The sequence below is a fragment of the Arthrobacter sp. P1_A5 genome, from assembly GCF_056406825.1.
The window spans coordinates 1-17,353 of the sequence record NZ_JBFTZL010000018.1 but is presented as its reverse complement, the minus strand read 5'-3'; the positions used below and the strand labels follow the sequence as shown (position 1 = coordinate 17,353).

The 17,353-nt window shown below is 64.9% G+C and carries 18 protein-coding genes and 1 pseudogene; 18 read left to right on the top strand and 1 reads right to left on the bottom strand.

The annotated features are described in order from the left end of the window. The first annotated feature begins 26 nt into the window (after nt 1–26). From rho to AC1D1S_RS05690, 5 genes are all read left to right on the top strand, one after another. Nucleotides 27–2,204, top strand: coding sequence for a transcription termination factor Rho (gene rho, locus AC1D1S_RS05710; protein WP_476993938.1), 2,178 nt, complete (start codon nt 27–29; stop codon nt 2,202–2,204). A 234-nt stretch (nt 2,205–2,438) separates the two neighbouring features. Continuing rightward, nucleotides 2,439–3,512, top strand: a complete 1,074-nt coding sequence (gene prfA / locus AC1D1S_RS05705) for a peptide chain release factor 1 (protein ID WP_079554478.1) — start codon at nt 2,439–2,441, stop codon at nt 3,510–3,512. A 16-nt stretch (nt 3,513–3,528) separates the two neighbouring features. Next, the gene (gene prmC, locus AC1D1S_RS05700; RefSeq protein ID WP_476993937.1) at nt 3,529–4,458 is read left to right on the top strand and encodes a peptide chain release factor N(5)-glutamine methyltransferase; all 930 of its coding nucleotides are present in this window, start codon (nt 3,529–3,531) and stop codon (nt 4,456–4,458) included. Further along, nucleotides 4,455–5,159, top strand: coding sequence for an L-threonylcarbamoyladenylate synthase (locus AC1D1S_RS05695; protein WP_476993936.1), 705 nt, complete (start codon nt 4,455–4,457; stop codon nt 5,157–5,159). Before prmC ends, AC1D1S_RS05695 begins: the two co-directional genes overlap by 4 nt. Further along, nucleotides 5,156–5,923 (top strand): WecB/TagA/CpsF family glycosyltransferase, encoded by a 768-nt coding sequence (locus tag AC1D1S_RS05690; protein ID WP_243181255.1) that lies wholly within the window; start codon nt 5,156–5,158, stop codon nt 5,921–5,923. The genes AC1D1S_RS05695 and AC1D1S_RS05690 overlap by 4 nt, the downstream gene beginning before the upstream one ends. Before the next feature lie 32 nt (nt 5,924–5,955). Here AC1D1S_RS05690 and AC1D1S_RS05685 read toward each other — a convergent pair whose 3' ends face one another. Beyond that, on the bottom strand, nt 5,956–6,852 hold the full coding sequence (locus tag AC1D1S_RS05685) for a glycosyltransferase (RefSeq protein ID WP_476993935.1): 897 nt from the start codon (nt 6,850–6,852) through the stop codon (nt 5,956–5,958). A 305-nt stretch (nt 6,853–7,157) separates the two neighbouring features. Here AC1D1S_RS05685 and AC1D1S_RS05680 point away from each other — a divergent pair, with 305 nt between their 5' ends. From AC1D1S_RS05680 to AC1D1S_RS05620, 13 genes and pseudogenes are all read left to right on the top strand, one after another. Then, nucleotides 7,158–8,282, top strand: coding sequence for an MraY family glycosyltransferase (locus AC1D1S_RS05680; RefSeq protein ID WP_243181323.1), 1,125 nt, complete (start codon nt 7,158–7,160; stop codon nt 8,280–8,282). Nucleotides 8,283–8,410: 128 nt separating this feature from the next. Next, nucleotides 8,411–8,896, top strand: coding sequence for a hypothetical protein (locus AC1D1S_RS05675; protein WP_476993934.1), 486 nt, complete (start codon nt 8,411–8,413; stop codon nt 8,894–8,896). Beyond that, nucleotides 8,889–9,251, top strand: a complete 363-nt coding sequence (locus tag AC1D1S_RS05670) for a hypothetical protein (RefSeq protein WP_243181258.1) — start codon at nt 8,889–8,891, stop codon at nt 9,249–9,251. Before AC1D1S_RS05675 ends, AC1D1S_RS05670 begins: the two co-directional genes overlap by 8 nt. 91 nt (nt 9,252–9,342) lie before the next feature. Continuing rightward, nucleotides 9,343–10,143 carry a F0F1 ATP synthase subunit A gene (gene atpB / locus AC1D1S_RS05665; RefSeq protein WP_476993933.1) on the top strand — a complete coding sequence of 267 codons (801 nt, stop codon included), beginning with the start codon at nt 9,343–9,345 and terminating at the stop codon, nt 10,141–10,143. Nucleotides 10,144–10,255: 112 nt separating this feature from the next. Next, nucleotides 10,256–10,474, top strand: a complete 219-nt coding sequence (atpE, locus tag AC1D1S_RS05660) for an ATP synthase F0 subunit C (protein WP_028276067.1) — start codon at nt 10,256–10,258, stop codon at nt 10,472–10,474. Between the two features lie 48 nt (nt 10,475–10,522). After that, the gene (locus AC1D1S_RS05655; protein WP_028276066.1) at nt 10,523–11,074 is read left to right on the top strand and encodes a F0F1 ATP synthase subunit B; all 552 of its coding nucleotides are present in this window, start codon (nt 10,523–10,525) and stop codon (nt 11,072–11,074) included. After that, nucleotides 11,074–11,901, top strand: coding sequence for a F0F1 ATP synthase subunit delta (locus AC1D1S_RS05650; protein WP_223916019.1), 828 nt, complete (start codon nt 11,074–11,076; stop codon nt 11,899–11,901). Before AC1D1S_RS05655 ends, AC1D1S_RS05650 begins: the two co-directional genes overlap by 1 nt. Before the next feature lie 83 nt (nt 11,902–11,984). Further along, nucleotides 11,985–13,622 carry a F0F1 ATP synthase subunit alpha gene (atpA, locus tag AC1D1S_RS05645; protein ID WP_476993942.1) on the top strand — a complete coding sequence of 546 codons (1,638 nt, stop codon included), beginning with the start codon at nt 11,985–11,987 and terminating at the stop codon, nt 13,620–13,622. Between the two features lie 76 nt (nt 13,623–13,698). Further along, the gene (locus AC1D1S_RS05640) at nt 13,699–14,592 is read left to right on the top strand and encodes a F0F1 ATP synthase subunit gamma (protein WP_028276063.1); all 894 of its coding nucleotides are present in this window, start codon (nt 13,699–13,701) and stop codon (nt 14,590–14,592) included. Nucleotides 14,593–14,673: 81 nt separating this feature from the next. Beyond that, entirely contained in the window at nt 14,674–16,128 is a 1,455-nt protein-coding gene (gene atpD, locus AC1D1S_RS05635) for a F0F1 ATP synthase subunit beta (protein WP_018775710.1), read from the top strand. Nucleotide 16,129: 1 nt separating this feature from the next. Next, nucleotides 16,130–16,414: a F0F1 ATP synthase subunit epsilon gene (locus AC1D1S_RS05630; protein ID WP_018775711.1), complete on the top strand. Its 285-nt coding sequence runs from the start codon at nt 16,130–16,132 to the stop codon at nt 16,412–16,414. Nucleotides 16,415–16,424: 10 nt separating this feature from the next. Further along, on the top strand, nt 16,425–16,856 hold the full coding sequence (locus AC1D1S_RS05625; protein WP_028276062.1) for a DUF2550 domain-containing protein: 432 nt from the start codon (nt 16,425–16,427) through the stop codon (nt 16,854–16,856). A gap of 5 nt (nt 16,857–16,861) precedes the next feature. Further along, nucleotides 16,862–17,353 (top strand): annotated as a pseudogene (locus tag AC1D1S_RS05620) (esterase); the annotation flags it as partial.

Genomic DNA, 17,353 nt, shown 5'->3' with positions numbered 1-17,353 from the left:
ACGCCGTCGAGGGGGAAGGATCCTTCGTGACCGAAACCACTGAGCTGTCTCCGGCTGTGGATACATCTTCTGCTGCCGAATCAACGGCAGCACCCGCCAAGAGCAGCGGCCTTGCAGGCCTTAAGCTCGCCCAGCTCCAGGCCCTCGCCAGCCAGCTGGGCATTTCCGGCGGTTCCCGCATGCGCAAGGGTGATCTGGTCACGGCCATTTCCGCCCACCGCGCAGGCACTCCGGTAAGCAAGGCTCCGGCCCGCGCTGCCGAAAAGGCGAGCGACAACGGCACTGTGTCCCACGCAGCGGCCCCGGCAGCTGCGCCCGCAACGGTGCCCGCCGCCGAGGACGAGTCCCTGGCAAGGGAAAACACCGCCCAGGAAAGCCCCCGCGCCCGCCGTGGCCGCAGCCGCCGTGCAGGCAGCGACGGAGTCGTCACGGCTCCCGCCGTTGAGGCACCCGCCGCCGCCCCGGCTGAAGCCCCCGCGGGTTCCACCGAGTCCGGCGCCCGGGAATCCGCCACTGCAGAATCCGCCGCCGCCGTTTCCGGAACGGAATCCGGCGACCGCGCGAGGCAGCCGCGCACCCGCAACCGCCGCCGCGGCGAAGCCGCAGCCCAGGCCACGGATGCCGGCCAGAACGCCGTCGAGGCCCCGGCCGAGCAGCCCGCCGCTGAACAGCGCACCGAGCAGCGCGATCAGCGCACCGAACAGCGTGAACAGCGCACCGAACAGCGTGAACAGCGCACCGAACAGCGCGAGCCCGGCAGCGAAGACGGCCAGCGCCGTGACACCCGCACCCGTGGCGGCCGCGACGACTCGGCCGGCCCCCGCGAGAACACCCGCGACAGCGATGATTCTGACGGCGGAAGCCGCCGGAACCGCCGCAACCGTCGTGACCGCAACGACCGCGGTGACCGCCAGGGCCAGCAGGACAGCCGCGACAACTCCTCGCGCAACGATCGCTTCCGCGACCGCAACGACCGCCGCCGCGGACGTCAGCAGGGACCCGACGTCGACGACGTCGAGGTCACCGAGGACGATGTCCTGCTGCCGGTCGCCGGTATCCTCGACGTGCTCGAGAACTATGCGTTCATCCGCACGTCCGGTTACCTGCCGGGCCCGAACGACGTCTACGTCTCGCTCGCCCAGGTCAAGAAGTACAACCTGCGCAAGGGCGACGCCGTCGTCGGCGCCATCCGTGCACCGCGCGAAGGCGAAGCCCAGCAGGGGAGCCAGCAGCAGTCCGCCCGCCAGAAGTTTAACGCCCTGGTCCGCGTCACCTCGGTGAACGGCAAGACGCCGGAAGAGCTCAAGGACCGCGTCGAATTCGCGAAGCTCGTTCCGCTGTACCCCTCCGAGCGCCTGCGCCTCGAGACGGACCCGAAGAAGATCGGCCCGCGCGTCATCGACCTCGTGGCCCCGATCGGCAAGGGCCAGCGCGGTCTGATCGTTTCGCCGCCGAAGGCCGGCAAGACGCTCATCCTGCAGTCCATCGCCAACGCCATCACCACCAACAATCCTGAGGTCCACCTCATGATGGTGCTCGTTGACGAACGTCCCGAAGAAGTCACGGACATGCAGCGCACCGTCAAGGGTGAGGTCATTGCCTCCACCTTCGACCGTCCCGCCGACGACCACACCACCGTGGCCGAGCTTTCCATCGAGCGTGCCAAGCGCCTCGTGGAAATGGGCATGGACGTTGTGGTGCTCCTGGACTCCATGACCCGCCTGGGCCGCGCCTACAACCTGGCAGCACCGGCCTCCGGCCGCATCCTGTCCGGTGGTGTGGACTCCGCAGCGCTGTACCCGCCGAAGCGCTTCTTCGGTGCAGCCCGCAACATCGAAAACGGCGGCTCGCTGACCATCCTGGCCACCGCGCTCGTCGAGACCGGCTCCAAGATGGACGAGGTCATCTTCGAAGAGTTCAAGGGCACCGGCAACATGGAACTGCGACTGTCCCGCCAGCTCGCGGACAAGCGCATCTTCCCGGCCGTGGACGTCAACGCGTCCGGTACCCGCCGCGAGGAAAACCTGCTTTCCCCCGAGGAAGTCAAGATCATGTGGAAGCTGCGCCGCGTCCTGTCCGGACTCGAAACGCAGCAGAGCCTTGAGCTGCTGACCAACAAGATCCGGGAGACCCAGAGCAACGTCGAGTTCCTCATGCAGGTGCAGAAGACGACGCTTGGTGCGAAGTCCGATAACGACAAATAGCTGCTCCAACCGCTAGATTCTGGCGGTCCCGCGCGCTAACGCCGCACGGATTTTCCGCCCCCGCCCCTCCGCCGGGTGGCTTACGATCTACGATCGCAAGCCACCCGGCGTCGGCAGGCCCGAAGCCACTCCCGGGGCGGAAAAATCCGTGCGGCTTCGTCGTTAAGTCGCCAGCCGCGGTCCAGTTTTTGTTGTCGTAACTAGACTTGGTTTCAAGTCGAAAGAGGTTTGAAAATGTTTGAGTCCGTACAGGGCCTGTTGGATGAGCATGACTCTATCCAGGCTCAGCTGGGGGATCCTGCTGTCTACGCTGACCAGCGCCTGGCCCGGAAGCTGGGGCGGCGTTCTGCGCAGTTGAACGGCATTGTGGAGGCCTACCACCGCTGGGAAGGCATCCGCGATGACCTGGCCGCTGCCAAGGAAATGGCGGACGAGGACCCCGAGTTTGCGGCCGAGGTGCCCGAGCTGGAGGCCGCGCTGGAGCTGGCGGCGGCCAAGCTGCGCCGGCTGCTGATCCCGCGCGACCCGGACGACTCCCGCAACGTGATCCTCGAGGTCAAGGGCGGCGAAGGCGGCGACGAGGCAGCCCTGTTCGCCGCGGACCTGCTGCGGATGTACAGCCGCTACGCGGAATCCCGCGGCTGGAAGACCGAGATCATCTCTGCCACCGAATCGGACCTCGGCGGGTACAAGGACGTCCAGATGGCCGTCAAGGGCAGCTCGAACGATCCGGCCGAAGGCGTGTACGCCCGGCTCAAGTTCGAAGGCGGCGTGCACCGGGTCCAGCGTGTCCCCGTCACCGAATCCCAGGGCCGCATCCACACCTCGGCCGCCGGCGTGCTGGTGCTGCCCGAAGTGGACGAGCCCGAGGAGCTCGAGATCAACCAGAACGATCTCAAGATCGACGTCTACCGCTCCTCCGGTCCCGGCGGGCAGTCGGTCAACACCACCGACTCCGCGGTGCGCATCACGCACCTTCCCACCGGAATCGTCGTCGCCATGCAGAACGAGAAGTCGCAGCTGCAGAACCGTGAGGCCGGCATGCGCGTGCTGCGTGCCCGCATCCTGGCGCACCAGCAGGAGCTGATCGACGCCGAAAACTCGGCGCAGCGCAAGTCGCAGATCCGCACCATGGACCGCTCCGAGCGCATCCGTACCTATAACTACCCGGAAAACCGGATTGCGGACCACCGCACCGGTTACAAGGCCTACAACCTGGACCAGGTCATGAACGGCGACCTGGAACCGGTGATCCAGTCGGCCATTGAATTGGACGAGCAGTCCCGGCTCGACGCCATCGGCGAATAGGCGCGGGTCACTGGTGATGACTGCAGGTGATGGTCCGAGCCTCGCGGAGGCCGTCAGCGAGGCGACGGCGGTCCTCGCGGAGGCCGGCGTGCCCAGCCCGCGTGTGGACGCCGAGCTCCTGGCCGAGCACCTGCTCGGCGTCGGACTCGGCCGGCTGCGCGCGCTGATGCTCGGGGACTCGCCGGCGCCGGAAGGCTACGCCGACCTCGTCGCCGAACGGGCGCAGCGGATCCCGCTGCAGCACATAACGGGCGTGGCGCACTTCCGCTACCTCGAACTCGCCGTCGGTCCCGGTGTGTTCATCCCGCGGCCGGAGACCGAATCCGTGGTGCAGCTGGTCCTGGACTGGCTCAGCGACAGGAAACGGCTGCACGGCCTGGCGCACCCCAAGGTCGTGGACCTGGGCACCGGGTCCGGTGCCATTGCAGGCTCGATCGCCCATGAGGTTCCCGGCGCGGAAGTCCACGCGGTCGAGTTCAGCGAATTCGCGCACGCGTGGGCGGAGAAAAACTTGGCTCCCCTGGGCGTCCACCTCATCCGTGGCGACCTGCGCGATGCGCTGGCCGAACACAACGGCACGTTCGACGTCGTCGTCTCCAACCCGCCCTACATCCCCGCCGAAGCGATCCCRAACGAACCCGAAGTGGCGCTGCACGACCCGCCCGAGGCGCTCTACGGCGGGGGAGCGGACGGGATGGAACTTCCGACGGCGGCGGCCGCCTCGGCTGCCCGCCTGCTGGTCCCCGGTGGCTACTTCGTGATGGAGCACGCCGAGGTCCAGTCGGAATGGATCGCCGCGATGCTCAACCGCACCGGCTTGTTCGCCGAGGTGACAACGCACCGTGACCTCAACGGCAAGGACCGCGCCACCAGCGCCGTCCTGGCACCGTCAGGGCCGACGCCTGCGAATAATCGTGTGACAAGTGATGAAAGAATAGGCCAGTGACGACTAGCTACGATTGCACGGCGGCCGAGCAGCGCGCTGCTGGACTTGAGCACGCCCAGCGGGCCATCCGGGAGAACAAGTGCGTGGTCTTTCCCACGGACACGGTCTACGGGATTGCCGCCGACGCCTTTTCACCCCTTGCCGTGACCCTGCTGCTCGCCTCCAAGGGCCGGAGCCGGAAGATGCCGCCGCCCGTGCTGATCCCCAGGCTGAACGCCCTCGATGGCCTGGCCACGGACGTTCCGGCCGAGGCGCGGCGGCTGGCCGAGGCGTTCTGGCCCGGCGGCCTGACCCTGATCCTGCATGCCCAGCCGTCGTTGGACTGGGATCTCGGCGAGACCAAAGGCACGGTCGCCCTGCGGATCCCGGCCGACGAGATCGCCCAGGACCTGCTGACGCTTACCGGACCCCTCGCGGTGTCCTCCGCGAACCGCACCGGGCAGGCCGCAGCGCAGACCGCCGCGGACGCCGAAGCCCAGCTGGCGGAATCCGTGGAGGTCTACCTGGAGGGCGGACCCCGGCCCGCCGACGGCGCCGACGCCCTCGCCTCGACCATCGTCGACGCGACGGCGCTGCCCTTGCGCGTCGTCCGGCAGGGAGCCATCAGCCTCGACCGCCTGCGCGGCGTGGTGCCCGGCGTCCTGGACATCGACGGCAACGCCGCGGAGTCCGCCGCTGCGCCGGAGCCCGGTTCCGCATGACGCTGGAGCGTCAGCGCGTCCCTTTCCTCGACGTCGAAGCGACCCCCGTGACGGTGTCCGAGCTGACCGCGGTCCTCAGCACCTTCATGGCCGAGGGCGTGACCAGGATCGTGGTGGGGCACAACCTGCACAGCGTGACGCTGCTGCACTCCGATCCTGCCTTCCGTTCGTTCTACGAGCGCAGCGACGTGGTCCTGATCGACGGCGCACCGGTGCTCTGGCTCTGGGCGAAGACCGGCGAAGAAGACGACGGAAGGGAACCGGTGATGGACTACCGGCTGGGGTCGACCGACTGGATTCCCGCGCTCGGCAATGTCGCGGGACTGGAGCGCATTGCGGTCATCGGTGCAGGTGCCGTGGCCAACGCCGGCGCCGTGGCCAAGCTGCGGGAGATCGTCCCCGGGGGGCGGGTCGACGGCATGCCTGGCGAAGGCTGGAACAAGGAAGTTGAGGAAGCCGCGGTCGAATGGCTGAACCGGCTGCGCCCCCAACTTGTGCTGCTGGGCCTCGGGATGCCGCTGCAGGAGCAGGTCATGGCCCGCCGGCTTGCCGCGCTTCCGCCTGCGGTCTACTGCACCGTCGGCGGCGCCATCGAACAGATTGCCGGTGTGCAGAAACTGGCGCCGCGCTGGATCGGCCGGCTCGGACTCGAATGGGCCTGGCGGCTCATGCTCCACCCGCAGCGGGTGGCCTACCGGGTGTTCGGCGAACCCTGGGTGCTGCTGGGCCTGCTGCTCCGACGGCGCCTGCGCCGGCAGCCCTAGGCTGCCGGCGGGGCTGCCAGCGGGGGAGCACGTCAGAACTTCTGGTCCTCCAGCGGGCCGAAGCCCTTGCCGCGGAGCCCGGCGGAAAAGGCGCGGAAMCAGTCAGCGAGCCCGCGGAAATCGCCGCTGCGCAGGAAGTAGCCGAGGTAGCCGCCCACATCCGCGATGAAGGACTTGACCCGGAAGTGGCGGCGGATCATGTACCCGCGGTTCCGGTAGTAGAAGTAGCGCTTGAAGGCGGAATCCGGAACGATCACGTGCCACCGCGCACCGAAGACGTGCTTGGTTTCAGCGAAGGCGTGCGGGTGCGTGATGGCGGCGGTGGTCACCGTGCCGAAGCGGATCCCGGCCTTCCTGAGCCTGAGCGTGAAGTCCACCTCGTCGCCACGGATGAAAAGGCGCATGTCCGGCAGGCCGACTTTGAAGAAGACATCGGAACGGATCAGGGCGCCGTTGAAGAAGTGCCCGTCGTCGGGCAGGAATCCGACCTTTTCCACCTCCGCGCGCTCATGCGTGACCTTGCCGYCSAGCCGGAAGAAAAAGGACAGCTGGTCCGGGTGGCCGGGGGCCACCACSAGGGGCACGACGGCGTCCAGATCACGTTCCTGGGCCTCACGGAGCAACGTGGCAAGGCAGTCGGGATCTGCCGGTTCGGCGTCGTCGTCCATCATCCAGATCCAGTCAGCCCMGCTGGCCACGGCCTTGAGGATGGCCAACGAGAATCCGCCGGCGCCGCCAAGGTTTGCCTCGGACCGGACATAGTCCACGTTGGCGTGCTGGCCGGCAACGTCCGTCGACGGCACGGTGCCACTGTCGACGAGGCAAATGGACTGCACTGGAGCGGTCTGGTTGTTGATGGCGTCCATCAGGACCGCCAGCTCCCTGGGACGGTCAAACGTCACGGCAGCGACTGCAACCGAGGGGGTCATCGCGGGGTCCTTTCAGCACGACCGTCAGTGGTTTTCCCGCCGGCAGAGGGCCGTGTGACGCGAAGACAGGTGGCCGTTGGCATTAGTATCTTGACTAGAGTCCACTGTAATACAGCCCTGTCAGGCACTACGCACTGCCTGCCCTGCGCACGGCGACGGAGAAGTTTCATTTTTCGAAAGACAGTTCCACCGCAATCGAATCCACCCCATTTCCGCAGCTCACCGGCGCGTCCGGTGCTGYCGGACGTGCCGGCGTGCGGTGCCTGTGCTGACGGTACTGACGGCGTTTGGCTGGTGGTCGTCCCGTGATCATGTACCTGCTCATGATGCTGACGGCAGCGATTGTGACCTACGCGGCGACATGGGGTGCCCGGCTCGCGGGCAACAAGCTGGAGCTGTATTCCCCGATCCGCAGCCGCGACATGCATTCCACCCCGATCTCCCGGCTCGGCGGCCTCGGCATCTTCGCGGGCGTGCTGGTTGCCCTGGTCACGGCGAGCAATTCGTTTTTCGTCAAGGACATCTTCCGGAACAACACGGCGCCATGGGGAATCCTGGCCGGGGCCGCCGTGATCGTCGTTGTCGGCGTGGCGGACGACCTGCTGGATCTGCGGTGGTGGGTCAAGCTGATCGGCCAAAGCGCCGCGGCACTGGTCGTGGCCACCTGGGGGGTCCGGATGACGATCATCCCGTTCATTCCCGAGCCGATCGTGATCCAGAACGAGGCCGTGAGCATTGTGCTGACGGCCGGGCTGATCGTCACCACCATGAATGCGTTCAATTTCATCGACGGACTGGACGGGCTCGCCGCGGGCGTGGCGATCATCGGCGGGGCGGCGTTCTTCCTCACGGCCTACTGGGTCCACCGCACGGCCGTCCTGCTGGACCGTTCGGACCTCGCCACCCTGCTGACCGCCGTCGTGGTCGGCAGTTGCGTCGGCTTCCTGCCGCATAACTGGTTCCCCTCCAAAATCTTTATGGGCGATTCCGGGGCCATGCTGATTGGCCTGCTGATGGCCTCGGCCGGCGTCGTCTCGACCGGCCAGATCAGCTCGGGCCTCTACGACCGGGCCAACGGCATCCCCACGATCATCCCGATCCTGTTGCCGTTCGCGGTGCTGTTCCTGCCGCTGCTGGACCTGTGCCTGGCCGTGGTGCGGCGGACAGCGCTGGGCCGGTCGCCGTGGTCGGCGGACCGCGGACACCTGCACCACAAACTCCTGGACATCGGATACTCGCACCGCGGCGCCGTCGTGCTGATGTACTTGTGGACCTGCATCCTTGCCTTCGGCGGCCTCGCTTTCGCGATCTTCCCCTGGCACATAGTCCTCGCCATCGATCTGGCCGCCGCGGCAATCATGGCCGTGGCGACTGCCTGGCCGTACCTGCGCCAGCGCGGGCCGCGGCAGATGGCCCGCACTCCCGAATAGCCTGACCGGCATGCCCGGGAACCGGCTCCGACGCGCTTTTCCGAATAATTTCTATCTAATGTAGAATTCAGGGGCGGTACTTCGCCGCCTGCCTTGACCAGCAATACGCCAGCGACGATTGGGATCTGATGACCTCCAACGCCGAACCGGAACCCGCTTCCGKCAACGGACCCGTTGGCGTCTCCGGCCCCACAAAATCCCTGTGGCTCAGGCTGCTGGCAATCAGTTCCGCGGCCTCCGCCGCAGCACTGGTGTTGACCGGCACAGCCGCCTACATCTTTAACGGCGCCGTGGGGTTCTGGTCCGCACTGTTCGGGGGCGCGCTGGTGATGGCCTTCTTTGCCATCAGCCTCGCGGTGGGCCACTTCGTCGGCCGCAACAACCCCTCCGGAGCGATCGGAGTGTTCGTCGCGACGTACTTCGTCAAGGTTGTCGGCTTCGCCGTGGTCCTCTTCGTCATCGGCGCCCCGGCCTGGCTGCACGACCGCTGGTTCCTGATCGGCGCCGTCGTCACCGTCGTGTTGTGGCAGGCAGCCGAAATTTACGGTTTCAGCAAGGCCAGGCTTCAGATTTACAACGATCCCGAAACGCGAAAAGGCGGCACCGATGTTTAGCCGCAAATCCGGCCGCAGGCCAGTTGGCGGACCACGTACCGGACCAGAAAACCAGCCAGCCAAATCACCCAAAACTACGCCCGGTGCCCCCGGTGTATCGACCGACGGAAGCGACGGCGGATACAACGCCGGAATCGCCGTCTTCAGCTACATTGTTGGCGGAATCATCGTCTGGAGTTTGATAGGGTGGGGACTGGATAATCTGTGGGGAACCCGCTGGATTGTGCTCGCAGGCGCTCTGCTTGGAGCTGCGGGAGGGTTCTATCTTTCTCATATGCACGGCCTCACCAGTAACAGAATTTCTGCTGGTGACGGCAATGCTGCACGTGGCCCGTCCCAGGACGAGGAACAGTAATGCCAAATAATTTTACAGGGGGAGAGGCGGGCACCAATGTCGCCGGTCCCCGCCCAACGCCCAATGATGGACACTGCAGAGAGGAAACGCGTTGATCGCGCTTGCGCTCCCGGCCCAAGATTCAGGAACCTTCACGCCTCCTGGAATTGAAGAACTTCACCTGCCGGCTATCATCCCCTGGGGTGCGGCCGAAGGATTTTCCAAGCAGATGCTGCTGGTAATCCTGTCGGTTGTCATTATCGCTACATTTTTTGTGATCGCTGCGCGGAAGCAGCAGCTGGTTCCCGGCAAGTTGCAGTTCGCAGGCGAGGCTGYCTACAGCTTCGTCCGCAACGGCATCGCCAAGGACATTATCGGCGGCCGGGACTTCATGAAGTATGTCCCGCTGCTGTTCAGCCTGTTCTTCTTCATCCTCGTGAACAACATCTACGGTGCAATCCCGCTGATCCAGCTTCCGACCTTCTCCCATGTCGGCGGAGCCTACGTGATGGCGGCGATCGTGTATGTCACCTGGATCGCCATCGGCATCAAGAGGAACGGCCTGAAGTACTTCAAGCTGGCAACAGTTCCTTCCGGTGTGCCGTTCTACATTCTCCCGATCGTCGTCCCGATCGAGATCATCTCCAACTTCCTGGTCCGCCCGGTCACGCACAGCCTCCGTCTGTTCGCCACCATGCTGGCMGGCCACTTGATCGTGATGATCTCCGGTGCGGGCATCGAATTCCTCGTGATGCAGGAAAACGTCCTCCTCAAGGGCGCGTCCGTACTCGTCCTTGGCGGTGCGATCGCCATGTACATGCTCGAAGCGCTGATCATGGTGCTGCAGGCCTACGTTTTCACGCTGCTGACCGCGATCTACATCGAAGGCGCGCTCCACGCCGACAGCCACTAGGCCCAGCGCCAGACGGCAGAAGGCCAGACGGCACAACATAGTCTTCCCCTCTAGGGGATGAAGCAAACCAAACAACCTGCCACATGGGTGGCATCTTGAAAGGAACAAAAAAATGGAAGGCTCCATCAACGGCTCCCTCAACCTCGTCGGCTACGGCCTCTCCGCCATCGGCGGTGGTATCGGTGTGGGTCTCGTGTTCGCTGCCTACATCAACGGCGTGGCACGTCAGCCGGAAGCCCAGCGCGTCCTGCAGCCGATCGCATTCCTCGGCCTCGCGCTGACTGAAGCCCTCGCCATCCTCGGCCTGGTCTTCGCGTTCGTTCTCAAGTAAACAGAACAACCGAACATCCAGAACCGAGTAGATAAGGACGGGTGAAATATGAATCAAGCGATCATCTCAGCCGCCACCGAAGGCGGTACTAACCCCCTCGTTCCCAATCCTTGGGAAATGCTTGTCGTCTTCGCCGGCTTTGCGCTCCTCATGTTCATCGTGGTCAAGTACGTTGTCCCGATGTTCGAGAAGACCTTCGCAGAGCGGGCCGAAGCCATCGAGGGTGGCATCGCCAAGGCCGAAAAGGCCCAGGCCGAGGCCTCCGCAGCACTCGAAGAGTACAAGCAGCAGCTCACGGAAGCCCGCACCGAAGCCAACCGCATCCGCGAGGAAGCACGCGCCGAAGGTGCCCAGATCCTTGCAGAGCTGAAGGAGAAGGCGGCTGCCGAGTCTGCCCGCATCACCGCGCAGGCCCACACGCAGATCGAATCCGAGCGCCAGGCGGCCGTTGTGTCGCTCCGCGCGGAGGTCGGCACGCTGGCCACGACTCTGGCGAGCCGCATCGTCGGCGAGGCACTGAGCGACGATGCACGGTCGGCCCGAGTGGTGGACCGCTTCCTGGCAGATCTGGAGAACCAGAACGCGGGTGTAGCTAAGTAATGGCAGGTGTATCGAGCGAATCGCTGGCCGCTGCGCTGGCGGCACTGGAGGCCAAGCTTCCCACCGCGTCGCTGCAGTTGGCAAAGGAACTCTTCGGAATCCTGGGAACCGTGGACAGCTCAGCCGGCTTGCGCCGTGCTTTGACTGACCCGTCCCGCAGCGGTGACGAAAAGTCGGCGCTGGTCAAGCAGCTCTTCGGCGGGAAAGTATCCGCTGACGCTGTTGAAATCGCAGCCGGACTGGCCAGCTCCCGCTGGGCATCGGCACGGGATATCGGCGATGCACTCGAGACTCTTGCCGCTTCGGTGGTCATCGCTGTTGCCGAGAACAAGTCGGCCGTCTCTGCCTCCGGGCTCAGCGGACTGGAATCGCTGGAGAACGATCTGTTCTCCTTCAACCAGGCCGTCGAGTCCAGCCACGAGGTCCAGCGTGCTCTGTCCGAGCCGCAGGCCAGCCCGGCCGCCAAGGTGTCCCTCGCCGACAAGCTCGTACCCGGTGCGAGCGAGGAAGCGAAAGTCCTGATCGGGCAGGCCGTCACGGCTCCGCGCGGGCTTAAGGTCACCAGGCTGGTCCGCCGTTTCGCCGAGCTTGCCGCCAAGCGCCAGCAGCGCTGGATTGCAACGGTCGACGTCACCCGTCCGCTGACGGAAACGCAGATCAGCCGCCTGCAGGCGGGGCTGAACGCCCTTTACGGGCGCGAGCTCAAGATCAACATGAACGTTGACCCGGCACTGATCGGTGGCATCCGGATCCAGGTAGGTGACGAAGTGGTTGACGCTTCGGTCGCCGGCCGCCTGGGCCAGCTCCAGCGTCAGCTTGCCGGCTAGCCGGACAAGCACAACCTAACGACAAGAAACCCCGGTCATCGTGAGCAACGATGATCACGAAAACAGGAGAGCAGGGACTGCAGATGGCCGAATTGACCATCAACGCCGACGACGTCCGTAATGCGTTGAACGARTTCGCGGCGTCCTACGAACCCGGAAACGCAGAGCGCGTAGAGGTCGGCCGTGTRACMRCCGCARGYGACGGCATCGCCCGTGTTGAGGGCCTTCCCTCGGTCATGGCGAACGAGCTGCTTCGCTTCGAAGACGGCACGCTGGGCCTGGCCCAGAACCTCGACGTCCGCGAGATCGGCGTCATCATCCTCGGTGACTTCACCGGAATCGAAGAAGGCCAGGAAGTCCACCGCACCGGGCAGGTTCTGTCCGTGCCGGTTGGCGACGCCTTCCTCGGCCGCGTGGTTGACCCGCTGGGCCAGCCCATCGATGACCTCGGCGAGATCAAGGCCGAGACCACCCGTGCTCTGGAACTCCAGGCACCCGGCGTGACCCAGCGTAAGTCGGTCCACGAGCCGATGCAGACCGGGCTCAAGGCTATCGACGCCATGATCCCGATCGGCCGCGGCCAGCGCCAGCTGATCATCGGTGACCGCCAGACCGGCAAGTCCGCCATTGCCATCGACACGATCATCAACCAGAAGGCCAACTGGGCTTCCGGCGACGTGACGAAGCAGGTGCGCTGCATCTACGTGGCGATCGGCCAGAAGGCATCCACGATCGCAGCCGTCCGCCAGACCCTCGAGGACAACGGCGCCCTGGAATACACCACAATCGTGGCTTCCCCGGCGTCCGACCCCGCAGGCTTCAAGTACCTGGCACCGTACGCCGGCTCGGCCATCGGCCAGCACTGGATGTACGGCGGCAAGCACGTCCTCATCGTGTTCGATGACCTGTCCAAGCAGGCCGAGGCCTACCGTGCAGTGTCGCTGCTGCTCCGCCGCCCGCCGGGACGCGAAGCCTACCCGGGCGACGTCTTCTACTTGCACTCCCGTCTGCTGGAGCGTTGTGCCAAGCTCTCCGACGAGCTCGGTGCAGGCTCGATGACCGGTCTGCCGCTGATTGAGACCAAGGCGAACGACGTTTCCGCCTACATCCCGACCAACGTGATCTCCATCACCGATGGCCAGATCTTCCTGCAGTCGGACCTCTTCAACGCCAACCAGCGCCCCGCTGTCGACGTCGGTGTGTCCGTCTCCCGTGTCGGTGGCGCCGCCCAGGTCAAGTCCATGAAGAAGGTCTCCGGCACCTTGAAGCTGGAACTGGCCCAGTACCGCGACATGCAGGCCTTCGCCATGTTTGCCTCGGACCTGGACGCCGCATCGCGCCAGCAGCTGACCCGCGGTGCACGCCTGATGGAACTGCTCAAGCAGGGCCAGTACTCGCCGTTCCCGGTCGAGAACCAGGTCGTCTCCATCTGGGCCGGCACCAACGGCCACCTGGACGAGGTTCCGGTTGAAGACATCAACCGCTTCGAGACCGAGTTCCTGGAGCACCTCAAGCACAAGTCCTCCATCCTGACGACGCTGGCCCAGACCAACGTCATGGACGATGACACCGCTGAAGCACTGAAGACCGCAATCGTGGACTTCAAGAAGGGCTTCTTCGGCGAGGGAGACAACCTCCTGGTCGGTGCGGGGCACGAGGAGCACGCCCCCATCGGCGAGGATCAGGTCGACCAGGAAAAAATCGTCAAGCAGAAGCGCTAGTTTCGCTGGCAGGGACTGCCGGGACCCGCACGGGTTCCGGCAGTCCCGGCCATCGGGATCTTAGGAAAGGATAAGTATGGGAGCCCAGATCCGGGTCTACCGCCAGAAGATCAGCTCGACGACGTCGATGCGCAAGATCTTCAAGGCGATGGAACTGATCGCTACCTCGCGCATCGGCAAGGCCCGCGCACGCGTAGCAGCTTCACTGCCTTACGCGAACGCGATCACGCGTGCCGTTTCTGCTGTCGCAAGCCAGAGCGAAATCGACCACCCGCTGGTCACCGAGCCGGCGCAGATCCGCCGGGCCGCCGTCCTGGTCATCACCTCGGACCGTGGCCTCGCGGGATCTTACTCGGCGAGTGTCCTCAAGCAGGCCGAAGGCCTCAACGAGCTGCTCCACGGGGAAGGCAAGGAAGTCAAGACGTTCCTGGTCGGCCGCAAGGCGCAGGCGTACTTCGACTTCCGGAACCGTGAATACGCTCGCGTATGGACCGGCAACACGGATGCACCGGAGTTTGCGACCGCGCGCGAAGTCAGTGAAGCACTGCTGGCCGAATTCGCTAACGCCTACGAAGAGGGCGGCGTCGACGAAATCCACGTCGTCTACACCCGCTTCAAGTCGATGGTGACCCAGGAGCCGACGGTCGTCCGTCTGCTGCCGCTCGAGGTTGTCGAAGAGAAAGCCGCGTCCGAATCGGACCTGCTGCCCCTCTACGAATTCGAGCCGGAAACGGAGCAGGTTCTCGATGCCCTGCTGCCGCGCTACATCGAATCACGTATCTTCGCCGCCATGTTGCAGGCAGCAGCTTCCGAGCTCGCAGCCCGCCAGCGTGCGATGAAGTCCGCCGGCGACAACGCGACGGATCTCATCAAGAAGTACACGCGTCTGCGCAACACTGCCCGTCAGGCTGAAATTACGCAGGAGCTTTCCGAAATCGTTGCCGGTGCCGACGCGTTGTCCGCGTCCTAGCCAGCACGAGCCCGGATCCAGCTGTACCTGCACCAAAAGATAAACTTAACCCCACGCCATCTACTGAGTGAAGTGAGAGAGATGACTGCCACTGCTACCGATCACGTAGCCGCAACGTCCGGTGCTACCGGTCGTATTGCACGTGTTATTGGCCCGGTTGTCGACGTCGAATTCCCGGCTGACGCAATCCCCTCGATTTACAACGCACTCACCACCGAGATCACTCTCAACGGTGAGACCCGAACCATCACGTTCGAGGTTGCCCTGCACCTGGGTGACAACCTGATCCGTGCCATCTCCCTCCAGGCCACCGACGGACTTGTCCGCGGTACCAACGTGGTGGACACCGGTGCCCCGATCTCCGTGCCCGTGGGCGACGGCGTCAAGGGCCACATCTTCAACGTGCTGGGCCAGCCCCTCGACGTTGCCGAGTCCGAACTCCAGATCAGCGAACGCTGGCCTATCCACCGCAAGGCTCCGGCCTTCGCGACCCTGGAAGGCTCCACCGAGATGCTGGAAACCGGCATCAAGGTGATCGACCTCCTCACCCCGTACATCAAGGGTGGCAAGATCGGCCTGTTCGGTGGTGCCGGCGTCGGCAAGACCGTGCTGATCCAGGAAATGATCACCCGTGTTGCCCGCAACTTCGGCGGCACCTCGGTGTTCGCCGGTGTCGGCGAGCGTACCCGTGAAGGTAACGACCTCTGGGTCGAAATGGAAGAGGCCGGCGTCCTCAAGGACACCGCCCTTGTGTTCGGCCAGATGGACGAGCCGCCGGGAACGCGTCTGCGCGTTGCACTGTCCGCCCTGACCATGGCGGAGTACTTCCGCGATGTGCAGAACCAGGACGTGCTGCTCTTCATCGACAACATCTTCCGCTTCACCCAGGCAGGCTCCGAGGTTTCCACCCTCCTCGGCCGCATGCCGTCGGCCGTGGGCTACCAGCCCAACCTGGCTGACGAGATGGGCCTCCTCCAGGAGCGCATCACGTCCACCAAGGGCCACTCCATCACCTCGATGCAGGCCATCTACGTTCCCGCAGATGACTACACCGACCCGGCTCCGGCCACGACCTTCGCACACCTCGACGCGACCACGGAACTTTCCCGTGAAATCGCTTCCCGTGGTCTGTACCCGGCCGTTGACCCGCTGACGTCGACCTCCCGCATCCTGGATCCGCAGTACATCGGCCACGACCACTACAACACGGCCGTCCGCGTCAAGCAGATCCTGCAGAAGAACAAGGAACTTCAGGACATCATCGCCATCCTCGGCGTTGACGAACTCTCTGAAGAAGACAAGATCGTCGTGTCGCGTGCACGGCGCATCCAGCAGTTCCTCTCGCAGAACACCTACACCGCCAAGCAGTTCACCGGCGTCGAGGGCTCCACCGTGTCCATCAAGGACACTGTTGAAGGCTTCACCGCTATCTGCGACGGCGACCTTGACCACGTTGCAGAGCAGGCGTTCTTCAACGTCGGCGGCCTGGACGACGTCGAGCGCCAGTGGGCCAAGATCCAGGAACAGACCAAGTAATATGGCTGAGCTTGAGGTTGAGATTGTCGCAGCGGACCACTTTGTGTGGTCCGGAGCGGCCAAGATGGTCAAGGCCCGCACCAGCGATGGTGAAATCGGAATCCTGCCCGGCCACTCGCCCCTGCTGGCGATTCTGGCCGAAGGTGAGCTGGCAATCGAGCCGGTATCCGGTGACCGCATCGCTGTAGTCGTTGACGGGGGATTCTTCTCTGTCGACAACAACAGGGTGGTCATTGTTGCTGACAACGCCCAAATGGGCGAAGCGGCTACTGCGGGGATCCGCTAGCACGACCTTGATGAACGATATTGGTTTGCCGTTCATCGTCCTGGCAACTGCGTTTGCGTTGCTGGTATTTGCACTGTGCCTTTCGGGGGTGCGCCGCTTCAATCTGCGGCGCGCCCTGGGCACGGTGGACGCCTCCATCTGCACGGCTGGAAACAGCTGGCAGATGGGGGTTTGTCGTTATCAGGACAACGACCTCGAATGGTTCCGCCTGGTCTCACTCAGCGTCCGCCCCAAGCACACCTTCCGGCGTAGCTCACTGGAGCTGCTTGGCCGGCGGAAGCCGACCGAATCCGAGCTCCTCAAGGTCCAGCCCGACGCCGTTATCGTGGAGCTCCGCTACGAGGGCCAGCAGGTCCTGCTGGCCATGCGATTTGATGCCTACACAGGGTTGTCATCCTGGCTTGAGGCCGGACCCGTCATCGGCGTCGGCACCTGGCGCTAGCCCCGGTGGACTACCTCGATGGCCTGAGCCTGGTCGACGGGCCGGTGGTGTGGCTCGTGTGGGCCGCCGCCGCGGCGGGCCTGGCCTACCTCCTGACCCACGTTGCCCTCCGGCACACGGGTTTTGCGCGCACGGGTTTTGGGCGCACCGGCCGCCGCGAGCCCGGCGCGGCCGTGGCCGTCGCGGCTGCCATGACCCTGCTCGCCGCGGCGCTCGTCGCTGCCGTGCACTGGTTCCTGCTCTACGCCGTCAATGTCTTCCCTGCCGAACTGCCGGGGGAAACCCTCGCCTGGTCCGTTGCCGGCGTCCTCGCCCTGCTGCTGTGGTTCATGCGCCTGCTTGGGCTCTGGGGCCGCGGACGGCCCGGCACTAATCCGACCGGCTCTAATCCGAGCCGTAGCCGTCGCTGGCGTTCAAGCGCAGCAGCCACGGCGGCTTTCCTGGCCGTCGTCGCTCTGTCCGCCGTCCAGATCAACATTTACTTCGGCCTGAACCAC